The organism is Rhodanobacter sp. FW510-R10 (assembly GCF_058781105.1).
The window spans coordinates 122,167-142,183 of the sequence record NZ_JBYSWL010000001.1 but is presented as its reverse complement, the minus strand read 5'-3'; the positions used below and the strand labels follow the sequence as shown (position 1 = coordinate 142,183).

Annotated in this window: 17 protein-coding genes and 1 pseudogene; 9 read left to right on the top strand and 9 right to left on the bottom strand. The window is 66.9% G+C overall.

Features of this window, described 5'->3' with window-relative positions; genetic code table 11:
• Window positions 1–30: 30 nt before the first annotated feature.
• From AC3WJB_RS00525 to AC3WJB_RS00495, 7 genes are all read left to right on the top strand, one after another.
• Entirely contained in the window at window positions 31–315 is a 285-nt protein-coding gene (locus AC3WJB_RS00525; RefSeq protein WP_492677633.1) for a phosphopantetheine-binding protein, read from the top strand.
• Window positions 312–1,544, top strand: coding sequence for a beta-ketoacyl-[acyl-carrier-protein] synthase family protein (locus AC3WJB_RS00520; protein WP_492677631.1), 1,233 nt, complete (start codon window positions 312–314; stop codon window positions 1,542–1,544). Before AC3WJB_RS00525 ends, AC3WJB_RS00520 begins: the two co-directional genes overlap by 4 nt.
• 37 nt (window positions 1,545–1,581) lie before the next feature.
• Window positions 1,582–2,649: a GNAT family N-acetyltransferase gene (locus AC3WJB_RS00515; RefSeq protein WP_492677629.1), complete on the top strand. Its 1,068-nt coding sequence runs from the start codon at window positions 1,582–1,584 to the stop codon at window positions 2,647–2,649.
• Window positions 2,646–3,524: an arginase family protein gene (locus AC3WJB_RS00510; RefSeq protein WP_492677627.1), complete on the top strand. Its 879-nt coding sequence runs from the start codon at window positions 2,646–2,648 to the stop codon at window positions 3,522–3,524. Before AC3WJB_RS00515 ends, AC3WJB_RS00510 begins: the two co-directional genes overlap by 4 nt.
• Before the next feature lie 413 nt (window positions 3,525–3,937).
• On the top strand, window positions 3,938–6,775 hold the full coding sequence (locus AC3WJB_RS00505) for a S8 family serine peptidase (RefSeq protein WP_492677625.1): 2,838 nt from the start codon (window positions 3,938–3,940) through the stop codon (window positions 6,773–6,775).
• Between the two features lie 258 nt (window positions 6,776–7,033).
• On the top strand, window positions 7,034–7,537 hold the full coding sequence (locus AC3WJB_RS00500; RefSeq protein WP_492677623.1) for a nucleoside deaminase: 504 nt from the start codon (window positions 7,034–7,036) through the stop codon (window positions 7,535–7,537).
• Window positions 7,537–8,670 (top strand): hemerythrin domain-containing protein, encoded by a 1,134-nt coding sequence (locus tag AC3WJB_RS00495; RefSeq protein ID WP_492677621.1) that lies wholly within the window; start codon window positions 7,537–7,539, stop codon window positions 8,668–8,670. Before AC3WJB_RS00500 ends, AC3WJB_RS00495 begins: the two co-directional genes overlap by 1 nt.
• A gap of 48 nt (window positions 8,671–8,718) precedes the next feature.
• Here AC3WJB_RS00495 and AC3WJB_RS00490 read toward each other — a convergent pair whose 3' ends face one another.
• Window positions 8,719–9,126, bottom strand: coding sequence for a helix-turn-helix domain-containing protein (locus AC3WJB_RS00490; RefSeq protein ID WP_492677619.1), 408 nt, complete (start codon window positions 9,124–9,126; stop codon window positions 8,719–8,721).
• A 93-nt stretch (window positions 9,127–9,219) separates the two neighbouring features.
• On the opposite strand from AC3WJB_RS00490, the gene AC3WJB_RS00485 reads away from it, so the two are divergent.
• Together AC3WJB_RS00485 and AC3WJB_RS00480 are read left to right on the top strand one after the other, a co-directional pair.
• Window positions 9,220–11,289, top strand: a complete 2,070-nt coding sequence (locus AC3WJB_RS00485; RefSeq protein WP_492677617.1) for a site-specific DNA-methyltransferase — start codon at window positions 9,220–9,222, stop codon at window positions 11,287–11,289.
• On the top strand, window positions 11,286–14,243 hold the full coding sequence (locus AC3WJB_RS00480; protein WP_492677615.1) for a DEAD/DEAH box helicase family protein: 2,958 nt from the start codon (window positions 11,286–11,288) through the stop codon (window positions 14,241–14,243). Before AC3WJB_RS00485 ends, AC3WJB_RS00480 begins: the two co-directional genes overlap by 4 nt.
• A 310-nt stretch (window positions 14,244–14,553) precedes the next feature.
• Here AC3WJB_RS00480 and AC3WJB_RS00475 read toward each other — a convergent pair.
• From AC3WJB_RS00475 to AC3WJB_RS00440, 8 genes and pseudogenes are all read right to left on the bottom strand, one after another.
• A pseudogene (locus AC3WJB_RS00475) lies at window positions 14,554–14,679 on the bottom strand (type II toxin-antitoxin system HicA family toxin); the annotation flags it as partial.
• A gap of 81 nt (window positions 14,680–14,760) precedes the next feature.
• A complete protein-coding gene (locus AC3WJB_RS00470; protein ID WP_492677613.1) occupies window positions 14,761–15,027 on the bottom strand; it encodes a type II toxin-antitoxin system HicB family antitoxin in 267 nt (88 codons plus the stop codon).
• 346 nt (window positions 15,028–15,373) lie between these two features.
• Complete coding sequence (locus AC3WJB_RS00465) at window positions 15,374–16,585, bottom strand: DegT/DnrJ/EryC1/StrS family aminotransferase (RefSeq protein WP_492677611.1); 1,212 nt, start codon at window positions 16,583–16,585, stop codon at window positions 15,374–15,376.
• 3 nt (window positions 16,586–16,588) lie between these two features.
• Window positions 16,589–17,029, bottom strand: a complete 441-nt coding sequence (locus AC3WJB_RS00460) for a DMT family transporter (RefSeq protein ID WP_492677609.1) — start codon at window positions 17,027–17,029, stop codon at window positions 16,589–16,591.
• Complete coding sequence (locus AC3WJB_RS00455; protein WP_492677607.1) at window positions 17,026–17,385, bottom strand: EamA family transporter; 360 nt, start codon at window positions 17,383–17,385, stop codon at window positions 17,026–17,028. The genes AC3WJB_RS00460 and AC3WJB_RS00455 overlap by 4 nt, the downstream gene beginning before the upstream one ends.
• A gap of 9 nt (window positions 17,386–17,394) precedes the next feature.
• Window positions 17,395–18,231 carry an alpha/beta hydrolase gene (locus tag AC3WJB_RS00450; protein ID WP_492677605.1) on the bottom strand — a complete coding sequence of 279 codons (837 nt, stop codon included), beginning with the start codon at window positions 18,229–18,231 and terminating at the stop codon, window positions 17,395–17,397.
• A 90-nt stretch (window positions 18,232–18,321) separates the two neighbouring features.
• Window positions 18,322–19,254: an efflux RND transporter periplasmic adaptor subunit gene (locus AC3WJB_RS00445; RefSeq protein ID WP_492677603.1), complete on the bottom strand. Its 933-nt coding sequence runs from the start codon at window positions 19,252–19,254 to the stop codon at window positions 18,322–18,324.
• Complete coding sequence (locus AC3WJB_RS00440; protein WP_492677601.1) at window positions 19,251–20,012, bottom strand: ABC transporter ATP-binding protein; 762 nt, start codon at window positions 20,010–20,012, stop codon at window positions 19,251–19,253. The genes AC3WJB_RS00445 and AC3WJB_RS00440 overlap by 4 nt, the downstream gene beginning before the upstream one ends.
• Between the last annotated feature and the right edge of the window lie 5 nt (window positions 20,013–20,017).

Here is a 20,017-nt window from a genome sequence, read left to right as displayed (position 1 = left end):
GGCCGCGCATCGCGCAAAGCGGAGATACCCATGACCGAAACTCTTTCCCCGGACGAAGTCGCCAGCCAGGTGATCGCGATTGTCGCCAAGCAGGCCAAGGTCGACGCGGCGGCGATCAAGCCCGAGTCGACGCTGAAGGATTTCGGCATCGCCTCGCTGGACGCGATCGAGATGATCTTCGACATCGAGGCACACTTCGACATCACGATCCCCGACGAGGGCGCGAACTTCGACACCGATACGGTGCAGAGCCTGATCGATGCGGTGGCCAAGGCGCTGGCGGCAAAAGCCGCCGGCCCGGATGCTGCCGCGTGACCCAGCCGCTTGCTTCGGGTGTCGCGATCACCGGCATGGGCGCGGTCAGCGCGTTCGGCGAGGGCGCCGAACGCCTGTGGCAGGGCTTGCGCGAAGGCCAGTCCGGCATCCGGCCGCTGCGCCATGCACGCGCGGACAAGATGCGCATCCGCGTCGCCGCGCAGGTGCCGGAAAGCTTCGATCCGGCCGAGCACTGCAGCGAGCGGACGCTGCCGCTGCTCGATCGCTGCTCGCAGCTCGCGCTGGCCGCGGCGGGGGAGGCGATCGCCCAGTCCGGACTCGATTTCGGCACCGGTGACCTGGCGCTGCGCACCGGCGTCATCATCGGCACCGGTGTCGGTGGCGAGACCACGCATGACGAACAAAGCCGCCTGATCTACGAGGAGCACACCGGACGTGTGCACCCCTTTACCATCGTGCGGCTGATGGTGAATGCGCCAGCCAGCCAGATCAGCATCGCGCACGGCCTGCATGGCCCGACGTTTGCCGTGGCCAGCGCCTGCGCCTCGGCGAATCATGCGCTGGCCCAAGCGGCCGCCATGATCCGCGCCGGCCTGGTCGACGTGGTCGTCAGCGGCGGCGCCGAGGCCTGCCTGGGCTTCGGTTCGCTCAAGGCCTGGGAGGCCATGCGCGTGGTGGCCGACGACACCTGTCGCCCGTTCAGCAGGGGCCGCCGTGGCCTCGTGCTGGGCGAGGGCGCGGCCATCTTCGTGCTCGAATCCATGACCCACGCGCGCGCGCGTGGCGCGGCGATCCTGGGCGAGCTCGCGGGTGTCGGCATGAGCGCGGACGCAGGCGACATTGCCGCGCCCGATCCAGCCGGCAGTGCGCGTGCCATGGCGCAGGCCCTGGCCGATGCTGGCCTGGCGCCGGAGGATGTCGACTACATCAACGCCCACGGTACCGGCACGCAGGCCAACGACGTGGCCGAGACCGCGGCCATCCACCGCGTGTTTGGCCCGCGTGCCGGCAAGCTCGTGGTGTCCTCGACCAAGTCCATGCACGGCCATGCACTGGGCGCCTCCGGTGCGCTGGAGCTGGTGGCCGTGCTGGGCGCCATGCGCGATGGCGTGGTGCCGCCCACCATGAACTACGTCGCGGCTGATCCGGACTGCGACCTGGACTACGCGCCCAACGCGCCGCGGCCGATGCAGGTGCGGGCGGCCTTGAGCAATTCCTTTGCGTTCGGCGGCCTCAATGCCGTACTGGCGATCCGCGCGCCGAGCTGAGGCGCCGCCGGACGCGTCGCGACCGGGCAGGCCGGGCATGGACTACATCGCGCAACTGGAACCGGGCCAACTGCTGGACCAGTTCCTTGCCCATCCGCCGGTCGGCTTCGAGGCCGCGCGCATGGCTTGCGGCCTGCCCGCGTTCGTGGCGCCGTACGACCTGCTGACCACGCTCGATGACGCCGTGCGCCGCCGCGTGCTGCGCCTGCCCGGTTATCGCCTGTGGGGGCGCGCCCTGCGCTGGCGTACCCGCTTCATCGGCGCCACGGTCACCGAATTCATGCCGCTGCCAGCGGACGTGCCACCGGAGCGGCTGGCCGCGGCGGTGTTCGACACCTGGCGGCGCGAGCGCGCGCTGCTGGTCGTGAAAGACATCAGTGATGCCACGCCGCTCCTCCCCGCCGCCGAGAACGCGCAGGCGCAAGCATTCGCACAGGCCTGCGAGGCGCACGGCTGCGTGCTGCTCGAAGGCATGGCGCTGGCCTGGGTGCCGATCGATTTCGCTTCGGTGGACGATTACCTGGCCAGGCTGTCACGCAGCCGGCGCAAGAACATCCGCCGCAAGCTGCGTGCGCGCGAGGCGCTGGGCATCGACTGCCTGCGCACGGGCGATGCACGGTTCGCAGATCCGTCCGTGCTCGCGGAGTTTTATGCCTTGTACCGCCAGGTCTACGCGCAGAGCGAGATCCACTTCGACCTGCTGAGCGAGGCGTTCTTCCGCGTCGTGTTGGGCGACGTCGGCAGTGGAGGCCTGGTCTTCACCTATCGTGTGGACGGCCAATTGATCGGCTGGAACCTCTGCTACGTGCATCGCGGCATGCTGGTGGACAAGTACATTGGCCTGGCCTATCCGCAGGCGCACGAGTACAACCTCTACGTGGTGAGCTGGATGGAAAACCTGGAATACGCGCGGTGCCATGGCCTCAGCCACTACGTGGCCGGCTGGACCGATGCCGGGATCAAGCGCCAGCTTGGCGCAAGCTTCAGCACCACGCGCCACGCGGTGTATGTACGCAATCCCCTGCTGCGCTTCGTGTTCCGCCGCTGCGCGCACCTCTTCGAAGCCGGGCCCGTGCAGCCGCATGCCGCCGGGGACGCCTCATGACGCGCACCGTGGTGCTCGACCTCGACCACTCCGTCGGCGCGCTGCCGCAGCGGCTGGTGATCCCGCTCGAGCATTGGCAGGAGACGCTGCGCTTCAGTTGTTCGCTTGCCGCGTTGCGGCGCTTCCGCGGCGTGCTGGGCGACACGCTGCCCGCCGATTGCGGCACCGTCATGCTGGGCAGCGGCGACTTTCACCACCTGAGCTGGCCCCTGATCGAGCGCGTGCCGGGCAAGGGCGAATTCCAGGTGGTCGTGCTGGACAACCATCCCGACAACATGCGCTTCCCGCTCGGCGTGCACTGCGGTTCCTGGGTGCGCCGGGTGGCGGCGCTGCCGCGCGTGCGCCATGTGCACGTCGTGGGCATCGGCTCCGCCGACATCGGCCGCGGCCACGCCTGGGAAAACTACCTGACGCCGCTCCGCCGTGGCCGGCTCAGCTACTGGAGCGTTGGCGTGGACGTCGCTTGGGCCGCGCACATGGGCTTGGCGCAGGCGTTCCACGGCTACCCCGACATCGATGCGATGGTCGCGGCGTTCTGCGCCGCGCAGCGCACGCAGCCGCTGCCGACCTATCTGTCGATCGACAAGGACGTCTTCGCTCCGCAGGTGGCGCGCACCAACTGGGACCAGGGCTGCATGCTGCCGGTGCACGCCATGGCGATCATCGAGAGCCTGACGGGCGGCCTCGTCGGCAGCGACATTACCGGCGAGGTTTCCAGCTACCGCTACCGCAGCTGGTGGAAACGCCGCTTGTCGGCGATCGATGAGCAGCCTGAAGTGGACGAGCGCGAACTCGGCCGGTGGCAGGCCCAGCAACACGCGCTCAACCTGCGGCTGCTGCAGGCCATTGACGCCATGCCGCTCGCCGCTGCCTGAGCGGTTCGTTTGGCGCGTGGCGCCTTGGTTTATCCGTTTTGGTGGAGCCGATCGCGGGCGATGCCCTGCCGTAATTCAATTTCACGATTGCACTGCCGACCGCCGCTCCATTAGCCACTGCACCGGTAGCCGCGACGCCAGCTCATCACCCATCGTGCACTCCAGTTGGCTAACTTTAACTGGAGGTCCCCTTTGCCCCATTGCCACGGCTGACTCACCAAGTCTAGGATGAATCCCGACCAGGAAGGTCGTGGCCAGTTTGAGGGCAGCATTATTGAGCGATGTAGCCGCGCTGCCCTGCTCGTTCAGCGGCGCGGATTGCGGACTGTGGGCGATGGAATCGAAGGGGTGCGGTGCGCCTGCAGCGGATACGCAAGTGGGAATGCGGCAACAACAACAGGGGGTCTACAGAGATGAACCACCGTCGCACGCACGCGCTCGCCTTGGCCATCACCACGGCGCTCGTCGCCATGGCGCCCCTCTATCTCGCTGCTTGTGGTGGCGGCGGCAGCGGGGTGAAATCCAGCTCGGCGGCCCCTCCGCCGGTGACCCCAACGACACCGGGAACGGGTGGAACACCAGGGACACCGTACGACCCGGCATATAACCACTTGATCCCGACCGGCGCGCAGGCGGCGCAAGGTCAAGGTTTCACGGGACAAGGCGTCAAAGTCGGCATCCTGGATTCCGGCGTCGATCCGACGCTGCCGCCCATGGTCGGGCGGGTCGCATGGTTCAAAAGCTATCTGCCCGGTGGCTCCCAATCGCCCAACGACATCTCGGGGCACGGCACCGTCGTCGCGGGCATCCTGGGTGGGGTTGCCGCCGGTACCCTGCCCCCGGACAACACAGAGACTTTCCCCGGAGGCGTCGCGCCAGGCACGGATCTCTATTTCGAGCAGGCCTGCATGAGCGCCGGCTCCTCGAGCTGCTTGATCGACAGCACGAATTTCAGCGATTTCGCCGCCCAGCGCGTCAAGATCATCAACGGCTCTGTCGGTTCCGGGAATGTCCAAACCACGTTCACGGGCTCCAGCGATCCCAACATCGCCACGACCCGGGCGATATTCCAGCCTGCGGTGGACGCCGGCATCCTGCTGGTGTGGGCCGCCGGCAGCGGCGGCGCGGCCCAGCCTTGGGACCAGGCGGGTTTGCCGCATTGGATCCCGAGCTTCCAGCCCAACTGGCTGGTGGCGGTCGACATGGCCATCGACAGCAACGGAAAGCCGGCCGGACTCTACACGGGCTCGGACGCCCCTTCCAATGCCTGCGGCGTCGCCATGGCATGGTGCCTGAGCGCGCCGGGGAACGTGAAGTTTCCGGCGGTGGGCAGGTTCACCACCGGGGTCGCCAACGGCACCTCGGCTTCAGCCGCGGTGGTCAGCGGCGTGGCCGCGCAGGCATGGCAGGCGTTTCCTTGGATGACCGCGGCGAACATGAGCGACACCATCCTGACCACTGCGACTCCCTACGACGACGGCAGTCACCAGACCCCGAACCCGACCTATGGCTGGGGCATGATCGATGCCGTCAAGGCGGTGAAGGGTCCCGCACAGTTCGCGTTTGGTAACTTCGACGCAAACGTATCTGCAGGCATTACTTCGACCTTCAGCAACGACATCGGCGGCAGCGGTGGGTTGATCCTGTCCGGCCCCGGCACGCTGGTACTTGCGGGCAACAACACCTACAGCGGCGGCACCACCATCAACGCGGGTACCTTGCAGGCAACGACAACACTGCCAGGAAACGCCACCGTCAACAGTGGCGGCACGTTGAGCGGCATCCTGGGAGTGGGCAACAACCTTTCCAGTTCCGGCAGGGTGGCCGTCCACGGCGGCGACACCACCGTCGGCGGCAACTACACTAACTCTGGCAGCTTGGCCGTCAGCCTCGGCAGCAAGCTCGCGGTGAACGGCATGGCCACGCTCAACGGCGGCACGCTGGAAGTGACCGGGGCCGACAGCGGCTACGTCGCCAGCACCCATACCCAGGTGCTCACCGCGACCGGCGGCGTGACCGGCACGTTCGGCCAGTTGGTCAAGGACAGCGGCGTCGTGTTCACGTCCACGACCATCGGCTATGGCGCGAACGACGTGTATCTGGACACGACCGGCCTCAACATCACCACGGCCGCGATGTCGATGGGCATCATCACGCCGGCCTCGGTGTCCGCGGCACAGCGCGTACAGCTCGGCTTCGAGACACTCAACACCAGCGTGGCCTCCGGAAGCACGCTTGCGCCGGGAGTACTGCAGGGCGCCGGCGCCATCCAGCAAAGCGCCACGCCCGCCATGGCAGAGGCCACGCTCACGAGCCTCTCCGGCCAGTTGCATGCGGCCAGCGTGAGCATGCTGTTCAATGGCATGGACGCTCGCGGCAATGCGTTGTCCGAACATTTCGACGATCTCGTGAGTGGCCGGGCGAACTCCGGCGTCTGGTACAGCGATCTCGGCTGGCAGGGCGACCTGCAGCGCAGCGGTTACGCCAGCGCGACCTACCGGAGCGGCGGCGGCATGGCCGGCGCGGACCTGTACATCGGGTCGCACGCGCTGCTGGGCCTGGCGGCGGGACAGAGCCTTGGCTACGGCCAGCTCGATGCCGCCTGGGACCACGCGCGCATGCGCATGAACAACATCGCCCTGTACGGTGGCCTGGTAGGCGGGTCGTGGTACGCGAACGCGCAGGTCACCGGCGGCTGGTACCACGAGGACATGCAGCGCCTGCTGCAACTTGGCGCGCTGGGGGCGCCGGTAGGCAGCGGGTCCACGGGCCGCTACGTTGCCGGTGCCGTGGAAGGCGGTCATCTGTTCCGGCTCGGTGCCACCCGGGTCGTGCCTTTTGCCGACGTCCGTTACCAGCGCATCGGCTTGGGCAGCTTCGCTGAACAAGGCGGCTTGGGCTTCGGCCTCATGGCCGGGGAGCGTGCCGCCGGGCGTCTCCAGGCGGGGCTGGGCCTGCGCGCCGAGCGCAGCTGGCAATGGACCAACGGCATGCGGATGGAATTTGATGGCAGTGCCGGCTGGCGGCATACGCTGCATCAGTACGGCAGCGTGTTCGACGCGAGCTTTACCGGCTTCAACGAATGGTTGCCCGTGGATGGCATCGGCTTGTCGCGGAACACGGCAATCCTGCGGGCCGGCCTGTCGTTGTGGCCGACCAGCAGCTTCGGGCTGCGCCTGGGCTACACGCGTGAACAAAGCCAGCGCGCGCGGGGCGACAGCGCGATGCTGCAGGGCACCGTGACGTTCTGAGTCGGCGGCAAAGGGAACAGCGACAAGGGACGTGACCAAGTCGCGCCCGGCCTACCCCGGCGCCACCTGGCCTGTCGGGGCACGCAGGCGTGCTCAGGCTCATGACCGACATCGCCCTTTCCCCCTCGGCTCGCCTTGCCGCATGCACTCTCGTCCAGTTTCAATTTGCCACGTCCCCTTTTTGCTGGTCCTGATGCACGTCAGCGCCGACCCGTCGCCACGTGGAGTAGGTTCAAGGCCATCCGCCCTCGAACCAGCATGCTGACCTCAACCGATCTCGATCACCTGCGCCGCTGCGTGCAACTCGCACGGCAGGCGCTTGCCGGCGGCAGTCCGCCGTTCGGTTCGCTGCTGGTCGGTGCCGACGGCACGGTGCTCACCGAGGACTACAACCGGATTGCCACGGGCGACCGCACCTTGCACCCGGAAATCGGCGTGGCGCGCTGGGCGAGCACGCACCTGGCACCGGCGCAGCGCGCCGTGGCGACGGTCTATACCTCGGGGGAACATTGCGCGATGTGCGCGGCGGCCCATGGCTGGGTCGGGCTGGGACGCATCGTGTACGCGACCTCAGCGGCGCAATTGGCGGCTTGGTTGGCGGCCTGGAGCATCCCGCACTCTCGCGTCCGTGACCTGCCGATCCAGCAGGTGCTGAAGGACGTCGAGGTGGATGGCCCGGCGCCCGAACTGGCCGAGGAAATCCATGAGCTGCAGCGGCGCTTCTTCCGTCCGCACCTGCCGCACGATCCCTCGTCTCCGTGATGCCGCGCCAGCCGCGCAGCGTCGACGGGCCGCTGCCGACGGAGTCGGCGCCACCCGCCACCCCGATGCAGCCCGCGACGGCGGGGACTGGCCAGGCCGGGCCGGAGCAGTCACGCCTGCTTGGCCGTCCACGGGTTTGCATCGCCGCGGACATGCCGGATCGCCTGCGGCGCTGGCACGCGCCGCGCATCAACCGCTGGGAACAGCTGCATGTGGTCGCCGGGATGCTGGCGATCGAGTATCTCGACGCCGGTGGCGTGGCGCGCGAGACGCTGGCCGATGACGAGTACCGCTGGCTCGCGCCGGGTACCCGTTGGCGTGTTGCCGCGCTGGCCGCGGGGGCCCGCTTCGAGCTTGGCATGTACGCTGCGGCAAAGGGACAAGCCGAGGCGCCGCAGCCGCTGCGGTCCGACTTGCTCGATGCGGCCAGGCGCGTTGCCGTTGCCGATGCGGCTGGCCTGCTGGAGTCTGCACGTGCACTTGCCGTTGGCGAGCGGTGCATCGTGGAGGGGCCGTTCGCGGCTGACGCGTTGCCCGCAGCGTTGTTGGGCACACACAGTTTCTTCTGGCATCCGCTGGCAGCGACCACCAGGGGCTGCGTCGCCCTGCTCGCACGCAGCTCGCAGCCATTGGATCTCGCCGCCTACCTGGGCCGCGACCACGCCGTGATCGAAGCCGCACTCGGCGGCATGCTCGCCGGCGACCTCGAGCGCGGCCGTTGGCTGCACTCCACGCTGGAGCGGCACCTGCATATCGAGGAGGAGCTCATCTTCCCGGCCTATCTCGAAGCTGGCGGGCAGGATGGCTGGGTGCGCGGGCTGGAGAACGAGCACCGTTATCTGCGCCAGTATCTGGCCACGCTCGACCAGGCGGCCAGCCGGCACAAGCTGCTGCGGCTGCTCGATGGCCACGACGAGAAAGAGGAGTGCATCGTCTATCCGGACATCCTCGCTCGTCTCGATGCGGGCGCCGACACGCTGCTGGTGCGGGCGCTTGGCTACCCGTTGCCGGATGCCGTCGGCCCGGGCGATCCTGGCACCTGCACCGTCGCGAGGCACCCCGGCCAGGCTATGGCCCTGATGGAAGAAACAAGCGGACGAGGTTTGCATATTGCCCGCCATACGAATACGTGACTCCGGGTAAATGGGGCCATGACCAGTTGGCCCGACGGATCGGGATAGTCATTCATTCCGTCCGTGGTTCGACCCATCACGGAGCGCAGCGACCAATTCGCGCACCAGCTTGCGTTGACGCTCGGGCAGCAGCAGGAAGTCCTCGAAAGTCAGGCGATCCCGGCCGCTCAGGTGATCCGGCCAGGCGGTGCGCGCCTCGCGCACGCCGCGGCCGAGCCCGTCATTGCCGTATTGCAACTCCTCCGGCGGCAGGTTCACCATCCTCGCCAGCGCACGCATGTTGCCCTGCTTCGGCATGTGCTTGCCGCTGAGCCAGCCGGAGATCGCCTGGGGAGTCACCGGAGTGCCGCCGTACCGGGCCAGCAAGCGCTCGAGCTCGACGGGGCTGGTCTCGATTTTCGCGTCGGCCAGGGCGGCGGAAAGCCGCTCCGCGAATGCCGCCTGTTCCTTCTTCATGGCCCGGAAGGTAGGGCCGCGCACGGAATAGATCGAAACTATTACTTTCGATATTGATAAAGTATTACTTTCGATCCGACGTGACGCATTCCCATGCCCAAATCCCTGCTCGAACAGCTGCCCGAGATCGTCGCCCGCGGACGCCAGCAGGCCGAGAAGATCCTGGAGAGCCTGGAAGGGCGGCACCGCGTGGGCCTGCAGACGCGCGAGTGGGTGCTGCCGTCGCGGGACACGCGCGACGACGACTGGATCGCCGTCGCGAACCGGCAGTCGCACCTGGATACGGAAGGCGAGGGCGGCTGGACGAACCGGTTGATCTACGGCGACAACCTGCTGGCGATGACCGCGCTGCTGGCCGGCGACGAGCACACGCCCAGCCTGCGCGGCAAGGTGGATCTGATCTACATCGATCCGCCGTTCGACTCGAAGGCCGACTACCGCACCAAGGTCGAGCTGCCCGGCGTGGAGCTGGAGCAGAAGCCCACGGTGATCGAGCAGTTCGCGTATTCCGACACGTGGTCGCATGGAACGGCGTCATATCTGGCGATGATCACGCCGCGGCTGATTTTGATGCGGGAGCTACTGAGAGATGCGGGGTCAATATATGCGCATCTGGACTGGCACGTAGGTCACTACGTTAAGGTTGTGATGGATGAAATTTTTGGCAAGGATTTTTTCGCCAACGAAATCGTATGGCAACGCACCGGCGCTCATAACGATTCGAACAGATATGGCAATATCCACGACACCCTGTTCTTTTACGGGAAAACCGATTCCCGACCATTTTTTCAAACATATACTCCCTACGACGAAGAGTACATACAAGAGCGTTTCAGGAACGCTGAAGAAGGAACAGGCCGACGCTATTGGCTCAACACTGCTACGGCCGCCGGGGCTGGGCCTGCTCGTATCTTCAATGGAGAGCTCAGAGCCCCTCCGCCGGGAACCCATTGGCGATACAGTCAAGAAACCATTGATGAACTGGTAGGAACAGGCAAGATTGTTTTTTCCAAAACTGGAATGCCTTACGTCAAGCAATATCTCGACGAAAGTCCCGGCAGGCCCATCCAGTCAGTATGGGCAGATATAAAAATGACGAAATCCGGTGCGGAAAGGCTGAACTACTCGACACAAAAGCCCGAAGCCTTACTGGACCGAGTCGTTCGCAGTTCATGCCCAGAAGGTGGCCTTGTCGCCGACTTCAACGGTGGTTCCGGAACCACTGCCGCCGTCGCCGAGAGACTTGGCCGCCGCTGGATCACCACCGACCTCGGCAAACCCGCCTGCATGATCATGCGCAAGCGGCTGATCGACCAGGGTGCGAAGCCGTTCCTGTACCAGGCGATCGGCGATTACCAGGTGGAGGCGGCAAAAAGCGAGCTGGGTCGCAGGTTCCGCGTGGGCGACCTGTCGGCCATCGTGCTGTCGCTGTATGGCGCGCAGCCGCTCCATCCTGACGACAATCCGCTGCGCAATCTCGGCAAGGTGGTGTTCAACGGCAAGAAGACGCTGGTGCTGGTCGATTCGCCGAACAAGCTCACCGGTGACGCCACGCTGCGCAAGGCCATCGCCCAACGTGACAACCTTCTTGGCGGCTGGGACCGCGTGGTGGTGCTGGGCTGGAACTTCGAGCCGGCCATTGGCCAAAGCATCGCCGCGCTCAACGACGAGCGGCTTGAAGTGCTGGTGATCCCGCCGGACCTGCTCGACCGCCTGCGCAAGAAAGGCGGTATCGAGAAGCTGCGCGGCCAGGTGCGCTTCTCCAGCCTGCAGTACCTCACCATCAAGCCGGTGCGGCGCCTGCGTAGCGGTGATGGCGAGCAGTTGCAGGTGACGCTGGACAATTACGTCCTGTTGTCGCCGGAGGCGATCAATCTCGACGAGGCCAACCGGGTCAAGCTGCACAAGGTGATGAATGCCGAGCCGCTGGCGTTGATCGAGTACTGGGCCGTGGACCCGGACTACGACGGCACGGTGTTCCGCTCGGTGTGGCAGGACTATCGCGGCAACACCGCCAACGACGACGATCCGCTGCGCGTGGTGACCGAGGCGCGCTTCGACGTGCCGCGCAAGGACGGCGCGCGCCGCGTCTGCGTGCGGGTGGTGGACGTGTTCGGATTCGAGGCCGAGGTGGTGCAGGCCGTGGCGGAGTGCGCGCCATGATCCGCGCTGCATCGCCCGACGACCAGCTCGCGCTGGCGAAGGCGCTGACGCAGCGCGCGCAGTCGCTCTGCCTCGGGCTGGAGCATGGTGAGGCGGATATCCTCGAATTGGTCACTCCGATGACGGCGGAGCTGCTGCGCTGGTGGTTCAGCGAGGATGCCAGCCAGTCGCGTGCCTTCAATTTCCATCCGGGGCAGCGGCAGGCCATCCTCAACACCATCGTGGCACACGAGGTGCTGGACAGCCCAAACCTGGCCGACCTGTACCGGCAGGCGTGCGCGGACGAACTCCTGAAGGGTGAGCGGCTCGCCGAAGTCGTGCTGGGCAAGCACGCGTACCCGAAGTATTGCCTGAAGATGGCCACCGGCACCGGGAAGACCTGGGTGCTGCTGGCGCTGCTGCTCTGGCAGATGCTGAACCGCACGGCCACGCTGGCGGAAGACGTCGACGATCCGCGTTTCACTCGGCACTTCCTGATCGTGGCGCCGGGACTGATCGTGTACGAACGCCTGCTGGATGCGTTCCTGGGCAAGGAAGGTGTCGGCGGGCAGCGGCACTTCGAGACGTCTGACACGGCGGTCTGCCGCGAGCTGTTCGTGCCGCCGGCGTACCGCGAACCGGTCGAGCAGTTCGTGCGCGGCAACGTCTGCACGAAGCAGGAGATCGGGCTGAAGGCAACCGGCAGCGGCATGATCGCCATTACCAACTGGCACCTGCTGGTGGATGCCGAAGCGGAAGAAGAACAAGAGGAAACCGGGGACGCCGCCCTGGCGATGCCGGGCATGGTGGCGGACGCCGCTGCCGTGGCCTACGACGTGCTGCCGTTGACGCCGGGGCGGGCGACTGGCAACAGCCTGGAGGTACTCGATCGACGCTGGGCGCGCGGCAACGTGCTGGCATACCTGGCCGGCCTGCCCAGGCTGATGGTGTTCAACGACGAGGCGCACCACATCCATGAACTGAAGCACGATGGCGAGGCCGGCGAAGTAGAGTGGCAGAAGAGCCTGTCGCGCCTCGCTGCCGGCAAGGGGCGACATTTCGCACAGGTGGATTTTTCGGCCACGCCCTACAACGACGTCGGCGGCGGCAGGAAGAAGCGCAAGCTGTACTTCCCGCACATCGTGGTGGATTTCGATCTGAAGGATGCGATGCGCGCCGGGTTGGTGAAATCGCTGGTGCTGGACAAGCGCAAGGAGATCGGCGCGCTGCCGCTGGAGTTCAAGGCCGAGCGCGACGAGGGCGGCAATCCGCTCCTGTCGGAAGGTCAGCGCGTGATGCTGCGCGCCGGTCTGCAAAAGTTGCGCAAGCTGGAGGCCGATTTCGCCAAGCTCGATCCCCTGCGCAAGCCGAAAATGCTGGTGGTCTGCGAGGACACCAAGGTTTCGCCGTTGGTATCCGATTTCCTGCGCGACCAAGGCTTGCAGGCGGACGACGTGCTCACGGTGGATTCCGGCAAGAAGGAAGCGCTCGGCGAAAAGGAATGGCAGCGTGTCAGGCAGCAGCTGTTCGACGTGGACCGGCGCGTGCAGCCCCGCGTGATCGTCAGCGTGCTGATGCTGCGTGAGGGCTTCGACGTCAACAACATCTGCGTAATCGTCCCGCTGCGTTCGTCGCAGGCGCAGATCCTGCTGGAGCAGACCATCGGGCGCGGCCTGCGGTTGATGTGGCGCGATCCCGAATACGCCGACAGCAAACACGAAAACCGCGAGCGCATCAATCGCGGCGAAGAACCGGAAAGCCTGATCGATATTCTCTCCATCGTCGAGCATCCGGCGTTTCAGAGCTTCTATGACGAGCAGCTCGGCAAGGAACTGGTGGGCGGAACCAGCGACGATCTGGGCAGCAGTGTCGGCGACCTGATCCCGGTGGAGCTGCGGCCGGACTACCAGCAATACGATTTCGCGATTCCCTTCATCCTGCGCGAGGCGGAAGACACGCTGGAACACCTGCCGATCGAGGTTGCCGGCCTGCAGCCGTTTGGTGGCATGACGCGCGGGCAGTTGAGCGAGCTGATGGGCAAGAGCGACGTATTCACCTCGCACGACCTGCAGAGCAGCACCCTGTTTGGCGACTATCGTGTGGACGGCGCGGTAATGAACGTCGGCGGCTACAACGAATGGCTGTCAAGGCTGACGCGCCGGATCACGCACACGTTGAGCCAGCCGCTGTCCGAAGGACGCAAGGTTGCGGCTCACCTCGCCAAGCCGTACACGCAGGTCGGGTCGGTGGTGTTGGCCACGGCCATCGACGACTACATCCGCTCACGGCTGTTCGGCGAGGACTTTGAGCCTTTCGAAAACGAAAACTGGCGTTTGCTGATGTTGCAGCCGGTGGTCGATCACGTGGTCAAGGTGTTCGCGCTGGCGCTGGTGAAGGCAGGGGACCGCAACACGAGCGGCGAGAGCGAGGTGCGCCATCGGCACCTGTCCGAGGTGAGCCGGCTGCCGATGCGCGAGAGCGCGTCGCTGGAGGTGGAGAAATGCATCTACCCACGACTGCCGTATCCCAGCCGCAGCGGCGGCCTCGAACGCGCCTTCATTGAATGGGCGCTGCACGACACGGGCGTGGCGGCGTTCTGCAAGATCAGCGAGACCCGGCACGACTTCGTGCGGCTGCGCTACGTCAAGGACAATGGCATGCCCGCGTTCTATTCGCCGGACTTCCTGGTGCGCACGGCAGAAGCCATCTATCTCGTCGAAACCAAGGCGCAGGATCAGACCAGCCATCCAAACGTGCTGCGCAAGCGCAAGGCCGCGGCGGCCTGGTGCGAGCGCGTCAACGCCTTGCCGCCTGAACTGCGCAGCGGCTTGCTTTGGCACTATGCGCTGGTGGGGGAGTCGATCTTCCACGACTGGCAACAGAACGGGGCGCGGCTGGGTGAGCTGCTCTCATTCTCGAAGGTACGCACCACCCCGTCGGCACAATCACAAGGTGGCCTGGCGTTGGGCGACTAGGTTCGATTCGCACGCGGAGCAGTCCTGCCACTGTGATGCATTAGGGAAGCTCTGAACAATTCGCTCTTGATCGTCATTCCCGCGAAAGCGGGAATCCAGTGTCTTTGATTTCAACAACTTAATCTCACTGGATCCCCGCTTGACCAGCCTTCGGCTGTTGAAGAGCGCCTCGCGGGGATGACGGCAATTATTCAGACCTTCATTAGTGCGGTTCGTTGCGTCGGTTGACCTGGCATTGGCTCATTATGCCGTGCGTGCTTTCATCGGATTTTGATTTGCCACGTTTGCCCTATTGCCGTGTTTCAGCGATTCACAGTGCTTTCCGGAATTCTTCCACGGTCACGCCGGCCTGTTTGAGGATGCTGGTGAGTGTTCCTCTCTTGATTTCGCGGTGTTGTGGAACGACGCAGCCAATGGAACCACGGCGCATCACGGCGTGGCTGCTTTTTGACGCAAGACTTCAAAGCCAAGCTTCTCGAGTGCGCGTACGGTCTCCGCACCTGAAACTTGCGGCAGACTAGGCGGCACGCAATGCCACTTCGAAAGTCGTCAGCAAGGGCTTGCCGTGGAGCTTCAACGGAAACTCTTCCAGATACAGTTCCGTCGCTTCACGCAGATTGGCGAGCGCTTCTTCGACCGATTCGCCCTGTGTCGCCGTGCCGGTCTCGGGGTTGATTGCCGTGAAGCCGCCTTCCTCGGCGGGAATCAGTACGGCGGAAAGCTGCATGGTGGCCGGTCCGGTTGTCATGTGGGCAGTGTATCCGTTGGGCGTGGTGGCAGCCATGGAGGCGCAAGCCGTCTCAAGCCCCTCTCTCGTACGCGGGCGAACTCCCAGCGCCGCAACCATGTCGTCTACGTTTGCGGATGTACCGTTGTGGGAGCCCATTTACAAGCGATGCTCTTCGGCGGATGGTCGGAGAGCATCGCCCGCGAGCGGGCCATCGGACAAAAGCCGCGAAACCTCAGGGTCGGGGCGGACTCTGACCCGGTTGGCCCCGGGTCCGGCTTGCGGACTCGATCTGCCCCGCGCCTGCGGACGTCCCGTTGTGGGAGCCCGTTTACGGGCTATGCTCTCCGGTCATCCGTCCAAAGGCACCGCCCGTAAACGGGCTCCCACAACCAGCGGGGGGTCACTTGGTGGCTCGCTCGAGCACGGTGCAGATGCGCTCGAACGCCGCGTCGTCGAGCCACGGGCTGTTGCTGATGGTGAGCGTGCGGGCGGCGAAGTCGCGGGCGTTCAGCATCGGCGTTTGCGGCACGCGGTCGGCGAGGTAGGCGTAGTCGGGCAGGGCGTGGATGAAGAGGCGGCTGACGCCCAGGCCAGCGGTCCACAGCGCGGCGAGCGCCGCCTCGCAGCGCGCGGCGCTCGGCAGTTGCAGCAGCAGGAACGGCCAACTGGCCTCGGTCTCCGGCGCGGGTTCGAGGACGCGCACGCCGGGCAGGCGTTGCAACTCGGCCACTCGGCGCCTCGCCTGCTCGCGCAGCGTCTGCAGGAATGCCGGCAGGCGTGCTGCGGCGCGTGTCCCGACGCCTTGCCGCCAGCGGCCCACGCGGTGCAGAGGAATCGCCGGCGGGAACGCATCGCCGACGGCGGCGACCGGGTCGCCGCGGCGCAGGGCCCGGCGCAACGGCCGGCCATACGCCAGGCCGAGGCCGGCCGGCCGATAGAGCAGGGCCAGGCCGAGCAGTTCCAGGCTGCGCCGCAGTTCCCAGCCGGACCGCTGTGGCACCATCGCCGCGTGCGTGCGCGTGAGTGCCGCGCGCAGCTCCGGATCGCGTGCGATCAAGAGGCCGCCTTCGTAGATCGACAAGCCCTTGCCGGCGGCCAGGCTGAAGAAGCCGATGTCGCCGCGCAGGCCGACGCTGCGCCCACGATCATGCGCGCCCATGGCTTGTGCGGCATCCTCGATCACCCGGGCGCCGCAACTCCGGGCAACCTCCAGCACGCCGTCCAGGCTGGCGACCAGGCCGCCGAGATGGGCGGGCACGATCGCCAGGGTGCCGCTGCCGCAGATCGGGGCCAGGGCCTGCGCGTCCATCTCGAAGTGGCCAGGGCGTGTGTCGCACAGGCACAGTTCCAGGCCAAGGCTGCGCACGGCGATCGCGACCAGCGGGCAGGTATACGCCGGCACCACCACCACGCGGCGCTGTGGCGCTTGCCGGCTCAGTGTGAGCAAGGCCACGAGCAGCGCGGCCGTGCCTGAGCATTCCAGCAGTGGCGCGGGGAGGTCGAGCTGTGCCGCCAGCGTTGCGGCCAGCGCCGGTCGTGCCGGCCACAGGTCGCTGGCGTGCAGCGGCAGGCCGGCGGTGGGTGGGATTTCGGGGCGATGGCGCCGCGGCACGGCTCAGCCCGCCGCGGTTCCGGACGGCGCGCTCGCGCCTGGCTCGCTGGCGGCCTCCTCGCGTTCGGCCACGGCCAGGCAGGCGATGCCGGCCAGGATCGCCAGCGCGCCAATCACCTTGGCCGCCGTAAGCGGCTCGTGGAAGATCCAGATCGAGAGCAAGGTCACGCTGATTACTTCCAGGTGCGAGGCGGCAAATGCCGGGCCGATGGGCGCGTGCTTGAGCAGGCTCATCCAGGTGAAGAAGGCGCCGATGTAACCAAGCACCGCGCCATATACCCACGGATGGCCAAACAGCCGCAGCAGCCAGGCGGTGCTGGCCTCCACCGGCAGCGCGTGCATGCCGGCCAGCTTGAAGCAGATCGCGCCGAACGTGTCGAACGTCATCAGCAGGCCGAAGCCGATCAGGTAAAACACGGCCCGGTTTTGCCGCCGCGCGCTCATTCGCCCAGCCCCACGATGGTGACGCCGAGCGTGACCAGCAGGATGCCGGCCACCCGCAGCCGGGTCAGGCGCTCGCCGAAGAGCAGGCGCCCGGCGAGCATGATGGCGACGATATTGATTGCGCCGAGCAGGATGGCCCGCGACAGTGGCAACAGCGACAGGAAGGCGATCCAGGCCAGGAATTCGCCGACGTAGCAAGCCACGCCCAGCCAGATCCAGCGCCGCGTCAGCATGTAGCGCCAGCGCGCCAGGCCATCGCCCGCGGCGGGGTCGCCGGCCGCAGCCTTGAAGGCCAGTTGGCCGCTGGTGTCCAGCACGATGTTGGCCAGCCACAGCGCAAGGGCGAGCGGCGACATTGGCCTCCCCTAGGCCGCCGCGCGTTCGGTCGCCTGCGCCGCCACGATGTGGTCGAAAAAGCGCGCCGAGCGCTCGGCCAGCAGATGGCGCTGCCGATCGATGGTGATCATGTGGTAGCTGTCATCGAGCAGCAGCAGCTCGGCCGGGCCGCGCACCTCGCGGAGCACCAGTTTGGCGTTGCCCAGGCTGGCCACGTCGTCCTCGCTCGCGTGCGCCACCAGGCAGGGCGCACCCACCTGAGGCAACTGGCGGCGCACCTGCCGGGAAAGCCGGAACAGCTCGGCCAACGATGGCCAGGGATTGCCGGGCAGGCCGGCGACGCTGCTGTCGGAGCCCTGCATGGCGGCGCTGACGTGCGCGCGCAGGCGCTCGTCACGCAAGCCGTAAGGCGGCCGCTCGAAGAACATCCACCGCCGTCCCAGGCCGAGCTTTGTCGCCAGTGGCAGCATGAATGCCAGGCGCGCAATCCTGGGAATGCTCCAGCCGTCATAGCGGAACGTGGCGCCATACACGCCCACGCCGGCGACCTGGTGCGGGCGGTCGGCGGCCAGCTTGAGCGCGAGCAGTGCACCCATCGACAGGCCGCCGACAAACAAGTGGTCGACCCGTTGCAGCAGCCGGTCGGCGGCTTGTTCCACGCTGGCGTACCAGTCGTGCCAGCCGGTGGCGAGCAGGTCCTCGACGTCGCCGCAGTGCCCGGCCAACTGCATGCAGTACACGGTGAAGCCGGCGCTGTTGAGCCCTTTGGCCAGCAGGCGCATTTCCAGCGGCGTGCCGGTGAGCCCGTGGATCAGGAGCACGCCGCGGCGGTCGCCCTCGAGCATGAAGTCGGTAGGTTTGATCACGTACGCGTTCCGTCCATTACGTGTTCCGTCCCTGCGGGGAGGAATCGTCGGGCGGCCTATGGCTTGCCCATGCCCCCCAGCATGCCAGCGCTACTTTTCAGCCGTCTTTCGCGTGGAAGCAGCGGTGGCCGGCGCGCCGAAGCGCACCAGCACCCGCTGCCCGATGCGCAGCTCCTGGGGCTGGTCGAACGCCAGCACGCAGCTCACCGTGCGATCGTTCGCGCGCTGCTGCGGATCGTCGTCGAGCGTGGAGGCGCCGACCACGTCGCCCAGGCGCAGCACGTGGGCCGCCCAGCTCTGCGCGCCGCCGAGGTCATCGGCAGTCACCGTGGCCGCCATGCCGGGGTGCACCGCGTCCAACATGGACACGCTGAGCTCGGCCCGCACGATCGGCGGGGTACGCGGCAACAGTGTGAACAAGGGACCGGACTGCGGCGCGACGCTGGCGCCCGGCTGGGCCAGGACGTGGACCACGCGGGCGGCGATTGGTGCACGCAGCGTGCGCAGGCCAAGCTCGTAGCGCGCGGCAGCCAGTTTTTGCCGGGCCAGGTCGACGGCCGCCTTGGCCGCGGCCTGGTTTGCCGCGAGTTCGCTGGCGGCGCCGCGCGCCTGCTCGGCATCCTGCACGCCGCCGGCGCCGGCCTTGGCCGCCTGGGTCAGGCGTTCGGCCTGCGTATGGGCGAGAGCCAGCTTGTCGCCGAGCAGCCGACCCTGGGCCTCGGCCTGCTTGAGCTCGGCCTGGGCAGCCTGCAACTGCAGTTTGGCCGGCTCCGGGTCGAGCGTGGCTAGGATATCGCCCTTGGCGACCAGGTCGCCCTCGTGCACGGTGACGCTGGCCAGCGTGCCGGCGCGCGGCGCGTCCAATTGCAGCAATCCCCCTTCGACCGCGATGCGGCCGCGCGCGACCGCGGCATAGGCAGGCTCCACGGCCGAGGCGGTGGGCGCTGCCGGTTGCGTGCAGCCGGCCAGCAGGGCCAGGGCGGCGATCAGGGCAAGCCGGGACGGGTAGATTGAACCATTCATGCAATGGGTCCTGCCAGCGGGACGACCGGGGTTGCCGGTCGCGTGTCGCTCAGTATGCGGCCGTCCTCCATGGCCAGCACGCGATCGGCATGGTGGATCAGGCGCGGATCATGGCTGACGCACAGCACGGTGGTGCCGTGGGTGCGGGCGATACGGTGCAGGATGTCGATCACCATCTGTCCGTTGGCGGCGTCCAGCGCGCTGGTCGGCTCGTCGGCAAACAGCAGGTCCGGTTGCTTGGCCAGGGCCCGGGCAATCGCCACGCGCTGCTTCTCGCCGCCCGAGAGCTCGGCCGGGCGCAGGCGCATGCGGTGCCGCAGGCCCACCTCGTCCAGCGATTGCACCGCGCGATGGCGGGATTCCTTGCGTCCCAGGCCAAGGTAGTCCAGCGGCAGCTCCACCTGTTCCAGCGCACTCAACGCGGGGAAAAGATTGAAGCCCTGGAACACGAAACCGGTGTGCAGCAGGCGGAAACGCTCCAGCGCGCGCAGGTCGAGTCCGGCCAGGTCGCTGTCCAGTGCCGTCACCCGGCCCTGGTCCACCGGCTGCAGGCCGCTCAGGATGGCGAGCAGGGTGCTCTTGCCGCAGCCTGATGGCCCGGAGATCAGGGTCAGCTCCGCCGGCTCGATGCGCAGCGACAAGCCATCCAGCACCTGGATGCGCACCCGCCCGGAAATGAAGGCCTTGCACACGCCCTCGGCCACCAGGGTTGGGCCGTGGTGCGGGCGTGCGGACGCTGGTGCTGCGTTCCTGGCCACGGCGT